The organism is Streptomyces litchfieldiae, from assembly GCF_031845365.1.
In the GTDB taxonomy this organism is placed as follows: domain Bacteria; phylum Actinomycetota; class Actinomycetes; order Streptomycetales; family Streptomycetaceae; genus Streptomyces; species Streptomyces litchfieldiae.
The window spans coordinates 286,658-303,360 of record NZ_JAVREL010000002.1 but is presented as its reverse complement, the minus strand read 5'-3'; the positions used below and the strand labels follow the sequence as shown (position 1 = coordinate 303,360).

The following is a 16,703-nucleotide window of genomic DNA, read 5'->3' as shown; positions in this document are numbered from 1 at the left end:
GTCCGGTCAAGTCCCTCTCGTTCAAGCCTCGTTCGCTTCCGCCTCCTCGCGTGCCGCGTCCAGCACCTTGCCCAGCCCGGACCGGGAACGGGCCGCCGGACCCGCCGCGAAACGCTCCCAGGCCGCCGCGTCCTCCCCCAGCGCCTCCGTCACGGCGGCGGCCACCACCGGGCCGCCGTGCGCCAGGGCGGCGCGGGCGGGCAGCGCCCGCACGGCCTCCGCCGTGGTGGCCGGCGCGGCCAGCACCTCGCGCGTCCAGGCCGCCACCGCGGCCGGCTCCTCGTCCAGCAGCCGCCGCACCTCGCCGCCGAGCCGCGCCAGGGCAGCCGAGGGCGCCGAGTGCCGCGCCAGCACCTCGGCGAACGGCGGCCCGTCGCCGTCGTCCCGCACCACCGCGGCCAGCAGCGCCTTCTCCACCGCCGCGTCCCCGCCGACCGCGTCGAGATACGCGGTCAGCGTCTCTGCGGGCAGCGCCGCCAACTCGGCCACCGTCACCTCGGCCGGGTCGCCCACCCCGGCCGCGCTGTGGTGCTCGATCGCGGCCAGCAACTGGACCGTCTCCTCGTCCCGGGGACCCCGGCCCCGGGCCGCGTCCGCCAGCAACAGCCGGGCGCCGTCCCGCACTTCGGGCGAAACCTTTGGCAGGTGCAGCAGCATGTCGCGCACCCACCGCACCTGGCGGGCGCGGCGGACGGGCCGGTCCGGGTCCGGCTCCCACAGCGCGAGTGCCGCCCGCGCCGTCTCGGCGAACCGGCGGCCCAGGGCCGCGCGGTCCCGCTCCGGCATCCGCCAGGGCCGGTCCTCCGGCGGCTGCAGCAGGAGCCGCCAGCGCTCCTCCGCCGCCCGGGCGACCCACTCGACGGCGGCCCGCGCGCCCCGCGCGGCGTCCAGGCCCAGCTCGCCGAGGTGCGCCTCCGGGAGGTAACGCCCCTGCGGCGACAGGGACTTCAGCTCCTGGGCGAACCGCTCACCGGCCTCGTCCCGGGACGCCCCCGCCAGCAGCGCCCGGCATATCCGGGTCGCCAGCACGGCCCCCGCGAAGCGGTCGAGGTCCGCGAGCGCGACCTCCTCCAGCAGCGCCGGCTCCACGGCCCAGGGCAGCGTGCCCAGCAGAAGGTCGCGGACCACCGCGCCGGCCGGCGCCTCCCCGAGCAGCGACAGCAGCCGCCCGTGGCGGTCCGGGTGGTCGACGAGCACCCGCAGCCACATCGACTTCCAGGCGTGCAGCGCGGCCCGGTGGCCGCGCACCCAGTCCTCCATCGGCTGGCCCTGCCGCGGCTCCGCCGGCGGACCGGGCAGCAGGCCGACGGCCGCGTCGAAGACGTCGTCCGGCAGCCCGGGCGAGCGCAGCACCGTCTGCGCGGGCGTCGGGGCCTTCACCAACTCCGGTGTCATGGTGGGCCGTTCCGGCATGCGGCGGCGCAACTCGCCGACGACGTCCGCGCCGGGCCACCCGGCGAGGGCGGCCAGCCGCTCGTCGGGCGCGTCCCGCAGCGCCCGGTCGCGCAGGCCCGCCGGGCAGTCCGGGTGGGCCAGAGCGGCCGCGGCCGTCTCCGGGGCGCCCCCGGCGGCGGTCACCAGCAGCCACTCCGGCGCGGACGCCCGGCAGGCGCCGGCGAGCAGCGCGCGTATCAGCGGCTCGCGGTCCGGGCCCGGCGGCATCCGTCGCGCCTCCTCCACCGCCAGCCGCGCCGCGGCCGATCCGGCGCCGGCGGTGCCGGCCAGCGCCGTCAGCAGGGCCGGGGGCAGCCGGGGCCCCTCGCCGCCACCGGCGGTCACCGGCCCGCTCCCTCGGAGACGTAGTCCCGCAGATGCCGCGCGGTGAGGGTGTCGCCGCGCTCCACCAACTCGGCCGGGGTGCCGGTGAAGACGACCTGGCCGCCGTCGTGGCCAGCGCCCGGCCCGAGGTCGATCAGCCAGTCGGCGTGCGCCATCACGGCCTGGTGGTGCTCGATGACGATGACCGTGTTCCCCGAGTCGACCAGCCGGTCCAGCAGCGCCAGCAACTGGTCTACATCGGCGAGGTGCAGCCCGGTGGTCGGCTCGTCCAGCACATAGGTCGCGGCCTTCTCGGCCATGTGGATGGCGAGCTTGAGCCGCTGCCGCTCGCCGCCGGACAGGGTGGTCAGCGGCTGGCCGAGCCGCAGGTAGCTCAGTCCCACGTCCATCAGCCGCCCCAGCACGGAGTGCGCCTGCCCGGTGGGAAAGAACTCATGCGCCTCGGCCACGGACATCGCCAGCACCTCGCTGATGTCCTTGCCGCGCAGCTTGTACGTCAGCACCTCCGGCGTGAACCGCTTGCCGGCGCACTGCTCGCAGACGGACGCCACCCCGGCCATCATGGCGAGATCGGTGTAGACGAGCCCGATCCCGTTGCAGTTGGAGCAGGCGCCCTCCGAATTGGCGCTGAACAGCGCGGCCTTGACCCCGTTGGCCTTGGCGAAGGCCGTCCGGATCGGGCCCAGCAGGCCGGTGTAGGTGGCCGGGTTGGACCGGCGGGAGCCGCGGATGGGGGACTGGTCGGCGACGACGACGCCCTCCCGGCCGGGCAGCGAGCCATGGATCAGCGAGCTCTTGCCGGACCCCGCCACCCCGGTGACCGCCGTCAGCACGCCCAGGGGGATGTCCACGTCGACGCTCCGCAGGTTGTGCGTGCTGGCGCCGGTGATGGACAGCCACCCGGCCGGCCGGCGCGGCGACTCCCGCAGCCGGACGCGGTGTTCGAGGTGGCGGCCGGTCAGCGTGCCGGAGGCGCGCAGCCCGGCCACGTCGCCGGTGTAGCAGATCTGCCCGCCGGCCGTGCCCGCGCCCGGGCCCAGGTCGACCACGTGGTCCGCTATCGCTATCACCTCGGGCTTGTGCTCGACGACCAGCACGGTGTTGCCCTTGTCGCGAAGCTGCCGCAGCAGCCCGTTCATGCGCTGGATGTCGTGGGGGTGCAGCCCGGTGGTCGGCTCGTCGAAGACATAGGTGACGTCGGTGAGGCTCGATCCCAGGTGCCGGACCATCCTCACGCGCTGCGACTCGCCCCCGGACAGCGTGGACGAGGCGCGGTCCAGGCTGAGATAGCCCAGCCCGATCTCGGTCATGGAGTCCAGCAACTCGCGCAGGCTCGTCAGCATCGGCGCCACGGACGGCGCGTCCAGCTTCCGCACGAACTCGGCCAGGTCGCTGATCTGCATCGCCGAACACCGCGCGATGTTCACCCCGTTGATCAGGGAGGACCGCGCGGCGGCCGTCAGCCGGGTGCCCTCGCAGCCCGGACACGCGGCGAAGACGACGGCCCGGTCGACGAACGCCCGGATGTGCGCCTGCATCGCGTCGCGGTCCTTGGACAGATAGGTCCGCTGGATCTTGGGGATCAGCCCCTCGTAGGTGATGTTGTGATTGCCGACCTTGATCTTGGTGGCCGGCTTGTGCAGGAAGTCCTCCCACTGCTGGGGCGTGAAGTCCTTCAGCCTGGTGTCCGGGTCGTAGAGCCCGGACTGCGCCATGACCTCCCAGTACCACGTCCCGACGGCGTACCCGGGCACGGTGATGGCGCCCTCGTTGAGCGACAGCTCCCGGTCCACCACCTCGTCCAGGTCGATGGTCGACGCCTGCCCCAGCCCCTCGCAGTCGGGACAGGCGCCCTCGGCGCTGTTGAAGCTGAACGCGGTCGAGGTCCCGATGTGCGGGGTGCCCAGCCTGCTGAAGATGATCCGCAGCATGGTGTAGGCGTCGGTCACGGTGCCCACGGTGGAACGGGAGTTGGCCCCCATTCGCTCCTGGTCCACGACGATGGCCGCGCTGAGGTTGTGCAGCCCGTCCACGTCCGGCCGCCCCAGGCTCGGCATGAACGACTGGATGAACGCCGTGTAGGTCTCGTTGATCAGCCGCTGCGACTCGGCCGCGATCGTGCCGAAGACCAGCGAGGACTTCCCCGACCCCGAGACGCCGGTGAAGACGGTGAGCCGGCGCTTGGGTATGTCCAGGGAGACATCGCGCAGATTGTTCTCCCGGGCCCCGCGGACCTGGATCACGTCATGACTGTCCGCCGCGGCGAACGCCTCGGACACGGCATCGGAGCCCATGCTGCTTCCCCCTGGGATTCGAGAACGTGGCCCGCCCGGCCACCGCTCCCGATGATGGCACCCCCCACTGACAACGCCGCCCCCCGGCCGTCACCCCAGGCGCAGCGGCGCCGCCCGCCTCACCGTTCCCCCTCCCTCAGCTGACTCCCCCAGCTAACGCTGGGAGGTACCCCCAAGGGAGGTGCCCCCAAGCCCGGGCCGGTCCGCCAGCGCCGCCAGCACCGCGTCCGGGTCGTCGGCGCGGAAGCGCAGCGCGCTGGCCGAGGCCCGCTTGCCCAGCGGGCGGATGAACATGACGGGCTCGGTGAGTTCGGCCGTCAGGTTCGTCTCGCCGGCGATGAGCAGGTCCACCGTGCCGTTCTCGCTGGTCACCAGCTTCCCCATGCCGGGGTAGCGGCGGTCCAGGCGGACGGCGGCGACGCGCTCGGCCGGCACGCGTATGTCGATGAGCGCGCCGTAGCGCAGCCGCAACGAGCCGTCCGCGCCGACGACATGCGGCCGGACCACGCAGGAGCAGTGCAGGGCCACCCCGAAGAAGATGCCCCAGATGCCGACGCCCAGCAGGATGGCGTGCACCAGCGGCCAGGGGATGAGGATCGCCAGCACCACCGTCTCCAGGACCGAGACGAAGGTCATGATCAGCATGATCGCGGTCTGCGCCGCCGCGTACGGCACCGCCGTGTCGCCCGGCCCCACGCCGTGCGGCGGGCGGCGGGCGATCCAGCGCAGCACGCTCAGCATCAGCAGGAACTCATGGCGGGTCAGCCGCCGCAGCCACACCGGAACGACGTTCAGCACCGCGTTCACCACTCCACCGCCGTTCACTCGGCCTCCTCCGCCAGCAGTTCCATGGCCGCCCGCACGGCCGCCGCCTGGGCGGGCGCGAGGTCGGCGAAGTACGCCTCCGCGAAGGCGCCCTCCTCTTCACCGGAGGTCAGCGCCGTACGCGCGCCCCCGGCGAGCTCCCGCACCACCTCGATCGGCAGGGCCTCGACGATGGCCCGGGCCGTCTCGCCGACCCGGGGATCGTCCACCGCGGCGCCGGCCAGCTCGTCCATCCGCTCATAGACCTCGTACGCGCGCCGCATCGCCGCCGGGCCCGACGCGATCGACCTGGCGAGCCCCGTCAGCCAGGCGCGCGTCGCGGGCGAGGACGTGCCCTCAAGCAGCGCCAGCAGCTCCCGTTCCTTCGCCGCCATCGACGGCTCGGGCCCGGGCCGCAGCGCCGACTCCCGCGCCATCTCGTCGAAGAGATCGGCCAGTTCGGGGGAGACCGGCCCCTCGGCGGGCAGCCCGCCGTGCTCCTCGGCCTGCTTCAGCAGCTCGGCGAGCCGCGCCCGGCGCCGCCGGATCGCCTCCTCCTGCCGGGCCAGATCCGCGTCCAGCTCGGTGAGGACCTCGTGCAGCTCGGCGCCGCCCTCGTCGGCGAGGATGTCGCCCACCTCGTCCAGGCTCAGCCCGAGCTCCGTCAGCCGCCGGATGCGGCTGAGCCGGACCGCGTCCCGCAGCCCGTACTCCCGGTAACCGTTGGCCTGCCGCGCCGTCTCGGGCAGCAGCCCGATGTGGTGGTAGTGCCGAACGGTCCGGGTGGTGACCCCGGCCAGGGCGGCCAGTTCTCCGATGCGCATGGGGCCAGTAGAAACGTTGCCGTCGCGACAAGGTCAAGGAGCGCCGCCCCGGGTGTCACACTCGGCGCGCCCGGTGCCCTCTCGTGGCTGACCGAGCCGGTCTTCCCCGGCTCTCCGCCACACCCACCGGGAGCACCGTGTCCACCGCCTTCGTCGTCGTCACCCTGCTGACCATCGCCGCCAACGCCTTCTCCGGCATCGCCGCCCTGCTCCGCTTCCCGCCGATCCTCCCCGCCATGGCCCGCGCCGACGTGCCCGAGGCCTGGCTCCCCTTCCCCATCGGCACGCTCAAGACGGCCGGCGCCGCCGGGCTGCTCGCCGGCCTGCTCGGCGTTCCCCTCGTGGACACGGCCGCGGCGATCGGCCTCGTCCTGTTCTTCGTCTGCGCCCTGTACACCCATGTGCGGGCGAGCGACTTCTCCCCGCAGTTCGGGCTGGCGGTCGCGTTCCTGGCGCTGGCCGTGGCCACTCTGTCCCTGGACCTGGCCGCGTGAACACGCGGTCCCTCACGCGAGGCGCCGCCAGGCCGCCCGCACCCGCCGTGCCTCGGCCAGCCGCCGTTCATAGGTCGCGCCCACGACGAGCAGCAGCAGCCCGGCGAGCGCGGGCGGCAGCCAGCGCGGCGCCAGCCCGGCCACCTGGACGACGTAGGGGGCGAGTTCGTTCGCCGCCACCAGCGCCAGCGCGCCGCCGCCCCACAGGAGAGGGGCGCGCAGCCGCAACCGCGCGCCCACCAGCGTCACGGCCAGCGCCCAGGTGCCCAGCAGCAACGGGCGCACCCAGTGCGGATCGCCCCAGAGCGCCAACAGGCTGGGCCCGAACGAGACGGCCAGCCCCGGCCCGTACGCCTGCCACGACGGCACCCCGGCGGCCGCGCGCCGGCGCAGCGCGCCGATGACCAGCGCGGCCACCGCCACCGGCGCGGTGTACGCCTCCGGCACGGTCACCTGCCAGGCGGACAGCCGCACCCACAGGGCCGCCACCAGCAGCACGGGCACCGCGTACGCGGCGGCCCGCCGGTCGTCGCGCAGCGCGACACCGCCCGCGCCGATGGCGCACACGGTCAGCGCGAGCGCCAGCGCGGCGGGGCTCCCCCCGGCGCACACCAAGGCCGCCAGCGCGACGGCGTACCCGGTGCCCTCCAGGGCCCGCGACACCAGCGGCCGCGCCCGCAGCCGGGCCGCCAGCGCCGCCCCGGCCAGCGCCACCGCGAGCAGCACGAACGCCGCCCCCTCGGCCGGCCACCCCCACGCCGCGGGCACCGCGCGCGCCAGCCCCGCCGCGCATCCCAGCGCCGCCGCGGCGGACACCGCCCGGTGCGCCGCCGGGGCCGCGCGCCACGCCGCCCCGGCGAACGCGGCGCCCAGCACCGCCAGCACCACCTGCGTCGCCTCGCGCTCGGCCAGCGCCCAGCCGACCGACGTCCCGGCCAGCGCCAGCGCGGCGGCCCCGGCCGGGGCGTCACCCGCCAGCGCCGCGCGGGCGAGCAGGGCCAGGACCAGCGCGACGAGCAGCGCCAGCGTCGCCGCGTACGGCAGCCCCAGCGCGAGCACCCCGGCGAGCGCCGCCATGGCCCCCAACACCACCGCGCCACCCGCCAGTTCGCTCCGGCGCTCGGCCGGAACCACCTCCGGCGCGGGCAGCCGGCCCACCGCCGCGAGCACGGCCGCCACCACCCCCAGGACCACCGGCGTCGAGCCGTCGCCCGACCAGGCCACCCCCGGGCCGACCGCCTCCCGCGCGGCACCGCCCGGCGCGCCCTCCCCCACTCGCGCCGCCCAGCCCAGCGGCTCCAGCACCGCCTCCCGCACGGCGGGCAACGCCCAGAGCAGCGCGCCAGCGTGCACCACCCCGGCCGCCGTCGCCAGCCCCCGCGCACGCGCCGCCAGCGCGCCCGCCAACAGGGCGACCGCGGCCAGCAACACGCCCAGCACCTCCCACCCGGTCCCGGGCATCGCCGGGCGGACCGCGCCCCCGGCCGCCGCGATCAGCAGCAGCCCCGCCACGACGTCGAGCCGCTCCGTCAGCGCCGGCCGACGCCGCCCGGCGGCCAGCAGCACCACGCCCCCCGCAGCCAGCAACGCGCTCGCGCGCACCGCCGCGCCGCCCCCGTCCGCGGCGTCCAACTGCCACAGGGCCAGCAGCAGCGCGGGCCCGCCGGTCAGCACCGCGGAAACGGCCGCCACCCTCCGCACCGGGCGCGCGCCCCGCCGCGCCACCGCCGTCGCCACGTCCGCCGTCGCCGTGCCCAGCAGCACCCAGGCGAGTCCGTACTCCCCTACGTCCATCGCCAACGCGCAAAGTACCGGCGCGAGTTGGGCGATCCCCAGCGCGGTGGGCAGCGGCGCGCGGAGGCCCGGCAGCCGCCACCCGTAACCGGCCCACAGCCCCGCGACCACGGCGGCGCTCACCGCCGTGTAGCCCACGGGATCGGCGTCCGGCAGGGCCACCCGGTGCAGCAGATACGCGTCGAGCAGCAGCAGCACCAGCCCGATGCCCGCGACGGCCTCGCCGGTGGCGTTGAGCGAACGGCGCAGCAGCGGCACCGGAAGCGCCAGCGCGGTGAGCGTGAGCGCGCCGATCACACCGGCCCGCCCGCCGATCCCCAGGTGACCCCAGCTCAGCAGCGCGAACGCGAGCGCGGCGACGGTCAGCAGCACGCCGCCGAGCACGAGCAGCACGTTGCGGGCGGCGGGCGCGGACGCCTCGGCGACGGGCGGGGGCGCGTACACCGGCCCCGGCGCGTACACCGGCGCCTGCGTAGTGGCGCGCAACCCCGCGATCAGCGCGGCCCGTTGGCTCAACAGCGCGGTGACCCGCCGCTCCAGCCACGACACCTCGGCGTCGATGGCCCGCACCCGGCCGGGCACCGGCCCCGTCAGCGGCAGCGCACAGTACGGGCACAGCGCGGGCGCCGGCCCCCCGACGGCCGGCGGTCGGCCGCATTCGATGCACCGGATGAACGGTGTGCTCTGGTCCATACGCCGCAGCGTGCGCCCTCGCGCCCCGCCCCGGCATCCGCCGGTTTACTCACTCACCCTCTGAGTACCCGGTGAGCGGCCCATGCCCGGCTCGTCGTCGGCGGGCGGCGCCCCGGCCACTGTTACGGTCGTCACCGGACCGACCCAGGGAGGTACCCGATGGTTCTCACCCGAGACGAGCGCGAACAATTCCTGGCCGAGCCGCACATCGCGGCCCTCTCCGTGGCGGCGGGCGGGGACCGCGCCCCGCTGACCGTGCCGGTCTGGTACCGGTACACCCCCGGCTCCGACGTCCGGGTGCTGACCGGCGCGCACTCCCGCAAGGCCCGGCTGATCGAGGCCGCGGGCCGCTTCACCATCATGGTGGACCGGCTGGAGCCGACGGTCCGCTACGTCACGGTCGAGGGCCCGGTCACCGACGTCACCCCGGCCACCCGCGACGACCTCCACACGGTGGCGGCCCGCTACCTCCCGCCCGAAAAGGTCGACGGTTACGTCGACTTCGCCTGGGAGGATCACGGTGACCAGGTCATCTTCCACCTGCGCCCGGAACACTGGCTGAGCTCGGACCTCGGCACGGTCTGAAGCGCGCGGCCCGGCCCGGCCGCCCGCCCGCGCTCAGGTCGCGAAGATCAGCCACAGGTCCCAGCCACCGTTGTCGGCGGCCCAGCACTCGTAGCCGTCCGCCCCACCGGTGGGCGACGTGTAGTGCTCACCCACGGCCACGCACTCGTCCTGGGTGGCGTAGTGGCTGTGGAGATACCAGTAGTCCATCGCCCGGAAGCCGCCACCCTCCCCACCCGGCGCGGCGGCCGCCACCCCACCACCGAGCGCGAGGCCGGCCACCGCGACCGTTCCGACTACCAGGGCGCGCATGCGAGTTCCCATGGGGACACCTCTCCCTGCCTGGGGTCAACTCCCCTCAGTGAAGGGGGGTTGACCCCCACCAGCAAGGGCTTACTACGCCGCTCTCCGGCCGAGCAGCGCGGCGCACCACTGGAAGTGGCCGTCGCTGCCGTCCGTCGAGAACAGGTCATAGGTCGAGAGCGCGTAGGCCGCCTGGTACAGGGCCAGGGTCTCGACGGGGTGGCCGAGCTCCGCCGCGAACAGGCGGGTCAGCTCCGCCGTGTGCTCCTCGGCGTGCGGGCCGTACATGTCCCAGATCGCGGCCGTGATGCCCGCCTCGAACGCGGGGTCGCCGGCCGTGGTGAAGAAGCCGAAGTCGAGAACGGCGGTGGGGCGGCCAGTGTCGTCGGCGTGGATGTTGGGCGGGACGAGGTCCCCGTGGATGACGGTCACCGGGGTGTCGGGCAGGGAGTTCAGGGCGGCGACGGTCCGTTCCACCAGGGCGTCGAAGCCGGGAACGCGGGCGGCGAGCAGGTCACCGTGGCGGCCGGCCGCGCGCCGGACGAGGGCGGCGAGGGCTTCGGGGAAGCGGGTATGGCCCTGCCAGAGCGGCCGGTCGTCGCCCTGAACGGTCAGGCGTCGCATGGCCTCGGTCCCCGGCACGGTGGCGAGGGCGCGCAGAACGGCCAGCAGGGCGCGCGGCTCACGGGCGGGCAGTTCGCGCTCCGGCGGCGTGATCCCGGAGTCGGCACGGAGCGGCGAACCGGTCAGCTCCCGCTCATAGGTGACGAGGACCCCGTCCCGCTCCTCGATGTCCAGGATCTCCGGCGTGGCGAACGGCAGCGGGTGCCGGGCGATGTCCGCGTAGACCCGCCGGGTGAGCCCGAGATCGGCGGGCGGCCGCCCGCTCCACACCTTGGCGACGAGCCCCTCGTCGAGCCGGTAGACGACCCCCTCCATCCCGGCACCGATCGCCCGCGGCGCCGGGTGCCCACGGCGGACGAAGTGCTGGAGCCAGTCGTCGGTGTGCTGCTGGCGGTATTCGACCATGCCCCGCAGTACACCCGCCCACGGGCCGGAATGCACGCGCTTTCCGTTCGCACCCGACGCCCGGTCTCAGCCCATCGGACCCAAACGGCCCGACAGATCAAGCGGAAACGGCGGGCCCGCCGTCACAGAGAACGGAAGCACGCCGTGTACGACAGCTCCGGGAACTCGGGCGACTCCCAGGTGGACCAGCCGTCGCTGCCGCAGAACCCGGTGTCGTAGTAGGTGCTCGTGCGCCCGGTCACATAGACGTCGGCGACCGAGCAGTCGGCGTACGTGAAGTGGAGGTCGGATCCGGATCCGCTCATCGCCAGACAGGTGTCGATCGGCGCGTGGCCGATGTCGTCGGGGTAGTTCATCGACAGGCACAGCCGCACGTTCAGCTCGGGCCAGGTGTCCACCGTGTAGTGCCGGCTGTGATCCCAGCGCTCCGACGGATCGCAGTCGGACAGGTCGCTGTCGCCCGGGTAGCGCGCGACCACCGTGAAGTTGCCCGTCTGGCAGTCCACTTCGTCCCAGACGGTGCCGCCGTCGCTGGGCCCGTACACGCACTCGCCGGGCGTCGTGTGGTAGGCGCTGCCGTTGGGGTGCAGGTAACTCAGGCACATGACCAGGTCGTACGACCCGTAGGAGACGGCCCAGGAACTGTCCGGAACGCCGTCGCACTCGGACAGGTCCGTGGTGCCGTGGAGGACCCGCACCGCCTCGAACGAGCCGCCCCCGCACGACGCCGGCGACAGGTCGAGGTCGTCCATGGTCCCGTAGTTGTCGAAACAGTCGCCCTCCACGGCGTCCCGGATGGGGTCGGGCGTGGGGGAGGGCGGTTCGGTGTCCTCCTCGACGGGCTCCTCCTCGACGGGCTCCTCCTCGAAGGTGTCCTCGGGGAACGGCTCGGTGAACTCGTCGTCCGTCGGCGTCGTCAGGTCCTCGTCCAGGCCGTCGTCCAGCCCGGTCGGCAGGTCCGTTTCGAACGATGTGGTGGGGGCGGTGGTGACGCCGTCGTCGGAGTTCGCCTCGTCGATCACCCTCGGCACGATCAGGGCCGCCGCGAGCACCGCGACGCCGATGAGGGGACCGGCCTTGCTCAGGCCCGGGGAGGACGGGGTCGGCGCGCGGGGCGGTTGGGGCCGCGGCGGCGGAACGCCGGGTCCCGTGGCGGGGAGAGTGCGCGTCCGGGTCGGCTCGACGCGGACGGTGGTCGCGTCCGACCCGGGAACGCGCCTGCGGACCTCGGCGCGTTGCCGCTCGGTGAGGCGGTGCACGGCGGCGGGCCAGGGCCGCCCGGCCTCGGGCAGGGTGCCGATGTCGGCCAACAGGTCGGCCGAGGACGGGCGTTGGCCGGGGTCCTTGGCCAGGCACGGCTCGATGACGCGGCGCACCGGGTCCGGAAGCCCACGGAAGTCGGGCGTCGTGTGCACCACGTTGTACATGGTCTGCGGGATGCCCGGACCCTCGAACGGGTTGGTGCCGGCGGACGCGACGAACAGCACGGTTCCGAGGGAGAACACGTCGCTCGCCGGGGTGAGTTGGCGCCCCTCCGCCTGTTCGGGCGACATGTACGCGGGCGCGCCGAGCACCATGCCCGTGTGGGTCAGATCGGTGGTGGTGCCGCGCCCGCGGCGGCGGGTGGTGCCCTGGCCCTCGACGGCCCGGACGATGCCGAAGTCGATGACCCTGGGGCCGTCGTCGGCGAGGAGCACGTTGGACGGCGAGAGGTCGCGGTGCACGAGGCCGGCCGCGTGGATGTCGCGCAATGCCGCGGCGAGCCCGGCCGCCAGACGCAACACCGCCTCCCTCGGCAGCGAGTGGACCGTGTCGAGCGCCTCGCGCAGTGACGGCCCGTACACGAACTCGGAGGCCAGCCAGGGAACGTCCGTGTCGGGCCCGGCGTCGACCACGGACGCGGTGTGGCGGCTCACGACCTTGCGGGACGCCTTCACCTCCCGGCGGAAACGTTTCCGGAACTCCTGGTCGTTCGCCAGGTGGTCGTGCACCCGCTTGACCGCGACCAGTTCACCGTGCGGCCCGGTGGCCAGCAGCACACGGCCCATGCTGCCCCGGCCCAGCTCCGCGCGCAGCCGGTACCGGCCCAGCGTGCGCGGATCCGATGCCCCCAAGTCCTGCATGACGCCCCCCGTCGGACCAGTGGCTCACTTTCGATAACCTCTTTCTAGAGTCACTCTCTATAACGTGTCAATGTCCCCTGCTCCGGGGTCGGTTGGGGAAATGGTGGGGCGAGGTGCCAGGACAGCCGGGGGTGTCGCCGAAGCAGCGGCGTGGGCGTGACACGGTCGAACGGCTGCTGCGGTCGGCGCTGGAGGTGTACGCCGACACAGGAACCCAGGGATTCACGATGACCGCGGTGATCGAGGCGTCGGGCGTGAGCGTGGGCAGCCTGTACCACCACTTCGGCAGCTTCGAGGGGCTGGCGGCCACGCTGTATCTGCGCTGCAAGGACGATTTGTTGAACACCCTCATTCAAGCCGTGCGCACCACCCGCACCGCCCGGACCGGCGTGTACGCGATGGTCTCCGCCTATCTGCGGTGGTCCGCCGAGCACCCCACCGAGGCGCTGATCATTCATGCCTCGCCCTACGCCGGATATCTGCGGGCCCAGGCCGATCGGCTGCGCGAGGACAAGGCACCCAAACTCCAGGAGCTGCTGGAGCTGTTCGCACCGCACGTCGCCGCCGGGCGCATCCAGTCGCTGCCGCCCGCGCTGACGGAGATGCTGGTGATCGGGCCGGTGTCCGTCGCGGTCAGCCGCTGGCTGGCCGGGGTGCCCGGCTTCGACCTCGACGAGGCCGCCCGGCTGCTGCCCGAACGCGTCTGGCAGTCGGTCCGCGGCCCCAACGCCTGACCGCGGCCCCAACGCCCGACGTGCCCACCGCCGTTCAGTCGCGGTACAACTCGCCGGTGGCGTCCGTGGAGAAGCCGATGCTCTCGACGAAGTACTGAACGGTGACCTGGTCCACGGCGGTCAGGGTGACCGGGACCTGGTCCAGGCAGCTCCCATAGGTGATGTGCTCGATCACGTCGACGCTGTTGTCCGTCCGGGCGCGCAGGGTCCAGTGGCCGCCGCACTCCAGATCCGGGTAGTCGACGACGGCGACCTGCTCACCGATGTCGCCGCCGGTGTAGTCGACGACCGCCTCGAAGGTGGTGTTGTTGTGGTCGACGCGGCCCGCCCAGGTGCCGGAGAAGTCGAACCCGCCTGCGTCGTCGGCCGGTTGCTCCGTTTCCGTGCCGCCGTCCGCGCCGTCCTCCGGCTGGTCGGACTCGGCGGGTTCGTCCGGCGCGGTGGAGGGCGACTGCTGCTCCTCCGGCTGGCCGGTGCCGCCGTTCCCGCCTGCCTCCGTGTCGTCGCCGCCCTCGCCGCCCCCGTTGCCCAGGGCGAAGACCAGCGCCGCCACGCCCACCACCGCGAGCGCCGCACCGGCCACAACGGCGCGGTTCCGCCCGGCCCCTCCGGCCGGTACCGGCGGCGGCACATACGTCGGCCGGCTCCCGGACTGCGGATGAGTGGGGTGCGGGTGGGCCGGAGGCGGAGGCGGTGTGGAGCCCACCGCGGCGGTCATGGTCGGCGCGTGGTGCGGCGCCGGGCCACTCACCACAGCCGCCGGTGCCGGCGCCGGACCCTCCAGGTCCAGCAGCTCGGCCGCCTCCTTCCCCAGCCGGGCGGTCAGCGCCGGCGGCAGCCACACCCCCTCGGCGGCCCCCGGGTCCTGGTGCCCCGCCGCCTCCGCCACGATCTCTGCGGGGGTGGGGCGTTCCCCCGGCTCCTTCGCCAGGCAGCGCTCGGCCAGCGCGCGCAGCGGACCGGTCATGTCACCCAGCTCCGGCGGCTCCGTCACCACCCGGAACATCAGCGCGTGCGCGGCCGAGTCCCCGGTCCCGAACGGCCCCCGGCCGGTGGCCGCGTAGCCGAGCACGGCACCCAGCCCGAAGACGTCGGCGGCCTCGGTGGAGCGTTCGCCGCGCACCTGCTCCGGCGCCATGTACCCCGGCGAGCCGACCGTCACCCCGGTCCGGGTGGCCACGCTGGAGTCGGCGGCGCGGGCGATGCCGAAGTCGATGACGCGCGGGCCGTCCAGCGTGAGCAGCACGTTCGACGGCTTCAGGTCCCGGTGCGTCACCCCGGCCGCGTGGATCGCGGTGAGCGCCCTGGCCAGTCCCTCGGCCAGCCGCCACACGCTGAACTCGGGGAGCGGGCCGTGCAGTTCGTCCACCACGCGGGAGAGCGGCGGACCGGGAACGAAGCCGGTGGCCAGCCACGGCGTCTCCGCCTCGGTGTCCGAGTCGAGCACCGGCGCGGTCCACTCCCCGGCGACGCGCTGCGCGGCGGCCACCTCCTGCCGGAAACGGCGCCGGAACTCGGGCTCCTGCGCGAAGTGCTGGTGGATCAGCTTCAGCGTGACCGTGCGCCCGTCCGGCGTCCGGCCGAGAAAAACCTGCCCCATGCCACCGGCGCCCAGCCGGCCCAGCAGCCGGTACTGCCCCAACGCCCGTGGATCCGCGGGCTCCAGCGGCCTCATCGCCGGTCTCCCGCGCTGAACGTGCCCGACCTCGGGACCACCATCGCCCACAACCCCCTGCCGTGCCGACCCCGACCGCACACCGCGCCGGGTGCCGCACATTCTGTCCCGGCCGACTCTTTCCGGCCACCGCCGGAAGGGGAATTCCGCGTCACGGTACCGTCGCAGGCGTGTGCCGTCCGCGAGACGAACGGCGGCCGGACAGCGGCGCCCGCGCGCGAGGGCTTTGCCGACCGTTGCCTCAACTGCCCCCGGCGCCTGTGTCGTTGACGATTCCCGTGAGCTCCCGCAGTCCGCTGACGATCTCCGCCGCGCCGGGGGCCTGGTCGGGGTCGGTGAGCCACTGGGTCAACACGCCCGTGAACAGCGCCATATGGGCCGCGCCCAGCGTGCGGGCCGTCGCGTCGTCGACCTCGTCCTCGGGCGTGCCGCGCAGGATGGCCGCCAGGCCCCGGCGGCCCTGGGCCTGTCCGCCCGCCAGGTAACGCCGCAGGTCCGCGGAGTGCTCGGCCTGGATCAGGGCCTCAAGGGTGGCGAGCCACAGGGTGCGGTCCGTCGAGAACGACTCGATGATCGCCGCCCACATCGCCTCGTATCGCTCGGCCGGCGTGCTCCCGGCGCCGCCCGCCGCGCTGTCCTCATCGCTCCCGCCGCTCTTGCCGAACGACGCCAGCGTGCGGCCGAGCCGCGTTCCCCACTCGTCGATCGCCTCGATGAGCGCGGCGTTCAGCAGCGCCTCCCGGGAGCCGAAGTGGTAGCCGATGGCCGCCATGCTCACGCCGCCCGAGGCGGCCGAGATGTCGCGCACCGTGGTGCGAGCCCAGCCCTTCTCCTCCAGACAGCGCCTGGCTCCGGCCAGGAGATCCTCGCGATTTCCCATGCGGGGAACGGTACGGCAGCCTGGACTTCGGCGGCCCCCGGCCGCCCGCCGGTCGCCCCGCACGGGCACCCGTCCGAGGGCGCCGGCCCCGGTCCTGGGTTGCCGCCCGCCTGTCCGAGCCCGTACTCCTCATCGGCATGGGGCTGTTGGTGAGCGCCGCCGTGCTGCTGGTGATGCGCGGCACGCGGGCGCCCGCGCTGCGGGGTGCCAGGGGGGCGCTGGCCGCGGGCGCGGCGAGCGGATTCATGAACTCTTCGGCAGGGGTGGGCGGTCCGGCGGTGTCGCTGTATGCGGTGAACGCGGGCTGGACCGTACGGCAGTTCGTTCCGAACGCGATGTTCTACGGCGTCGTCGTCAACGCGCTGTCCGTCGCGGCCAACGGCGTGCCGCGACTGACCACGCCGGAATGGCTGGTGATCGCGGCCGGGATCGGGGCCGGCGCCGTGATCGGGAAGGCGCTCCTGGAACTGGTGCCGGAGAAGCGGGCCCGGCCCATCGTGCTGCTGCTGTCGCTGGCCGGTGGCTTCACGACGCTGGCCAAGGGACTGTGGAGCCTGTGAGCGCTCCGGCGGAACGCCCGGCCGCCGCGCCATGTATCCGCGCGAATTCCCCCGAGTTACGCGGCCGTGGCTCACCTTGCACGGCCTCGCGCTGTGCGGACTGAGCGGAGTGCAACGCAGCCCTTACGGCCAGGTAACCACTCGCCTTCCCCC

General features: G+C 74.3%; 14 protein-coding genes. 4 read left to right on the top strand and 10 right to left on the bottom strand.

All coding sequences use genetic code 11. The features are described 5' to 3' along the window. Positions 1 to 21: 21 nt before the first annotated feature. The 4 genes from RM590_RS04905 to RM590_RS04890 all read right to left on the bottom strand — a co-directional run bounded on the left by RM590_RS04905 (position 22) and on the right by RM590_RS04890 (position 5,701). A complete protein-coding gene (locus RM590_RS04905) occupies positions 22 to 1,779 on the bottom strand; it encodes a hypothetical protein (RefSeq protein ID WP_311703109.1) in 1,758 nt (585 codons plus the stop codon). Beyond that, on the bottom strand, positions 1,776 to 4,073 hold the full coding sequence (locus RM590_RS04900) for an excinuclease ABC subunit UvrA (RefSeq protein WP_311703108.1): 2,298 nt from the start codon (positions 4,071 to 4,073) through the stop codon (positions 1,776 to 1,778). The genes RM590_RS04905 and RM590_RS04900 overlap by 4 nt, the downstream gene beginning before the upstream one ends. A gap of 153 nt (positions 4,074 to 4,226) precedes the next feature. After that, positions 4,227 to 4,898: a hypothetical protein gene (locus RM590_RS04895; protein ID WP_311703107.1), complete on the bottom strand. Its 672-nt coding sequence runs from the start codon at positions 4,896 to 4,898 to the stop codon at positions 4,227 to 4,229. Next, a complete protein-coding gene (locus RM590_RS04890; RefSeq protein WP_311703106.1) occupies positions 4,895 to 5,701 on the bottom strand; it encodes a MerR family transcriptional regulator in 807 nt (268 codons plus the stop codon). Before RM590_RS04890 ends, RM590_RS04895 begins: the two co-directional genes overlap by 4 nt. Before the next feature lie 137 nt (positions 5,702 to 5,838). Between RM590_RS04890 and RM590_RS04885 the strand changes: the two genes are divergently transcribed. Continuing rightward, positions 5,839 to 6,195 (top strand): DoxX family protein, encoded by a 357-nt coding sequence (locus tag RM590_RS04885; protein WP_311703105.1) that lies wholly within the window; start codon positions 5,839 to 5,841, stop codon positions 6,193 to 6,195. Positions 6,196 to 6,207: 12 nt separating this feature from the next. Here RM590_RS04885 and RM590_RS04880 read toward each other — a convergent pair whose 3' ends face one another. Next, the gene (locus tag RM590_RS04880) at positions 6,208 to 8,682 is read right to left on the bottom strand and encodes an SCO7613 C-terminal domain-containing membrane protein (RefSeq protein ID WP_311703104.1); all 2,475 of its coding nucleotides are present in this window, start codon (positions 8,680 to 8,682) and stop codon (positions 6,208 to 6,210) included. Between the two features lie 159 nt (positions 8,683 to 8,841). On the opposite strand from RM590_RS04880, the gene RM590_RS04875 reads away from it, so the two are divergent. Then, positions 8,842 to 9,267 carry a pyridoxamine 5'-phosphate oxidase family protein gene (locus tag RM590_RS04875; RefSeq protein ID WP_311703103.1) on the top strand — a complete coding sequence of 142 codons (426 nt, stop codon included), beginning with the start codon at positions 8,842 to 8,844 and terminating at the stop codon, positions 9,265 to 9,267. 33 nt (positions 9,268 to 9,300) lie between these two features. Here RM590_RS04875 and RM590_RS04870 read toward each other — a convergent pair whose 3' ends face one another. The 3 genes from RM590_RS04870 to RM590_RS04860 form a co-directional block, all read right to left on the bottom strand. Then, on the bottom strand, positions 9,301 to 9,570 hold the full coding sequence (locus RM590_RS04870; RefSeq protein ID WP_311703102.1) for a hypothetical protein: 270 nt from the start codon (positions 9,568 to 9,570) through the stop codon (positions 9,301 to 9,303). A 72-nt stretch (positions 9,571 to 9,642) separates the two neighbouring features. Beyond that, positions 9,643 to 10,578 carry a phosphotransferase family protein gene (locus RM590_RS04865; protein WP_311703101.1) on the bottom strand — a complete coding sequence of 312 codons (936 nt, stop codon included), beginning with the start codon at positions 10,576 to 10,578 and terminating at the stop codon, positions 9,643 to 9,645. A 122-nt stretch (positions 10,579 to 10,700) separates the two neighbouring features. Then, positions 10,701 to 12,701 carry a serine/threonine protein kinase gene (locus tag RM590_RS04860; protein ID WP_311703100.1) on the bottom strand — a complete coding sequence of 667 codons (2,001 nt, stop codon included), beginning with the start codon at positions 12,699 to 12,701 and terminating at the stop codon, positions 10,701 to 10,703. 113 nt (positions 12,702 to 12,814) lie between these two features. Between RM590_RS04860 and RM590_RS04855 the strand changes: the two genes are divergently transcribed. Further along, positions 12,815 to 13,435, top strand: a complete 621-nt coding sequence (locus RM590_RS04855) for a TetR/AcrR family transcriptional regulator (RefSeq protein WP_311703099.1) — start codon at positions 12,815 to 12,817, stop codon at positions 13,433 to 13,435. Between the two features lie 34 nt (positions 13,436 to 13,469). Here RM590_RS04855 and RM590_RS04850 read toward each other — a convergent pair whose 3' ends face one another. Both RM590_RS04850 and RM590_RS04845 read right to left on the bottom strand, forming a co-directional pair. Continuing rightward, positions 13,470 to 15,110 carry a serine/threonine-protein kinase gene (locus tag RM590_RS04850; RefSeq protein ID WP_311703098.1) on the bottom strand — a complete coding sequence of 547 codons (1,641 nt, stop codon included), beginning with the start codon at positions 15,108 to 15,110 and terminating at the stop codon, positions 13,470 to 13,472. Between the two features lie 241 nt (positions 15,111 to 15,351). After that, positions 15,352 to 15,990, bottom strand: a complete 639-nt coding sequence (locus RM590_RS04845) for a TetR/AcrR family transcriptional regulator (protein ID WP_311703097.1) — start codon at positions 15,988 to 15,990, stop codon at positions 15,352 to 15,354. A gap of 20 nt (positions 15,991 to 16,010) precedes the next feature. On the opposite strand from RM590_RS04845, the gene RM590_RS04840 reads away from it, so the two are divergent. Continuing rightward, complete coding sequence (locus RM590_RS04840; protein WP_311703409.1) at positions 16,011 to 16,550, top strand: TSUP family transporter; 540 nt, start codon at positions 16,011 to 16,013, stop codon at positions 16,548 to 16,550. The last annotated feature ends 153 nt before the right edge of the window (positions 16,551 to 16,703 follow it).

Excerpts from the sequence above, each read along its gene's own strand:
- RM590_RS04900 (WP_311703108.1), bottom strand. The coding sequence starts at position 4,073 with ATGGGCTCCGATGCCGTGTCCGAGGCGTTCGCCGCGGCGGACAGTCAT.
- RM590_RS04890 (WP_311703106.1), bottom strand. The coding sequence starts at position 5,701 with ATGCGCATCGGAGAACTGGCCGCCCTGGCCGGGGTCACCACCCGGACC.
- RM590_RS04880 (WP_311703104.1), bottom strand. The coding sequence starts at position 8,682 with ATGGACCAGAGCACACCGTTCATCCGGTGCATCGAATGCGGCCGACCG.
- RM590_RS04875 (WP_311703103.1), top strand. The coding sequence starts at position 8,842 with ATGGTTCTCACCCGAGACGAGCGCGAACAATTCCTGGCCGAGCCGCAC.
- RM590_RS04870 (WP_311703102.1), bottom strand. The coding sequence starts at position 9,570 with ATGGGAACTCGCATGCGCGCCCTGGTAGTCGGAACGGTCGCGGTGGCC.
- RM590_RS04865 (WP_311703101.1), bottom strand. The coding sequence starts at position 10,578 with ATGGTCGAATACCGCCAGCAGCACACCGACGACTGGCTCCAGCACTTC.
- RM590_RS04860 (WP_311703100.1), bottom strand. The coding sequence starts at position 12,701 with ATGCAGGACTTGGGGGCATCGGATCCGCGCACGCTGGGCCGGTACCGG.
- RM590_RS04850 (WP_311703098.1), bottom strand. The coding sequence starts at position 15,110 with ATGAGGCCGCTGGAGCCCGCGGATCCACGGGCGTTGGGGCAGTACCGG.
- RM590_RS04845 (WP_311703097.1), bottom strand. The coding sequence starts at position 15,990 with ATGGGAAATCGCGAGGATCTCCTGGCCGGAGCCAGGCGCTGTCTGGAG.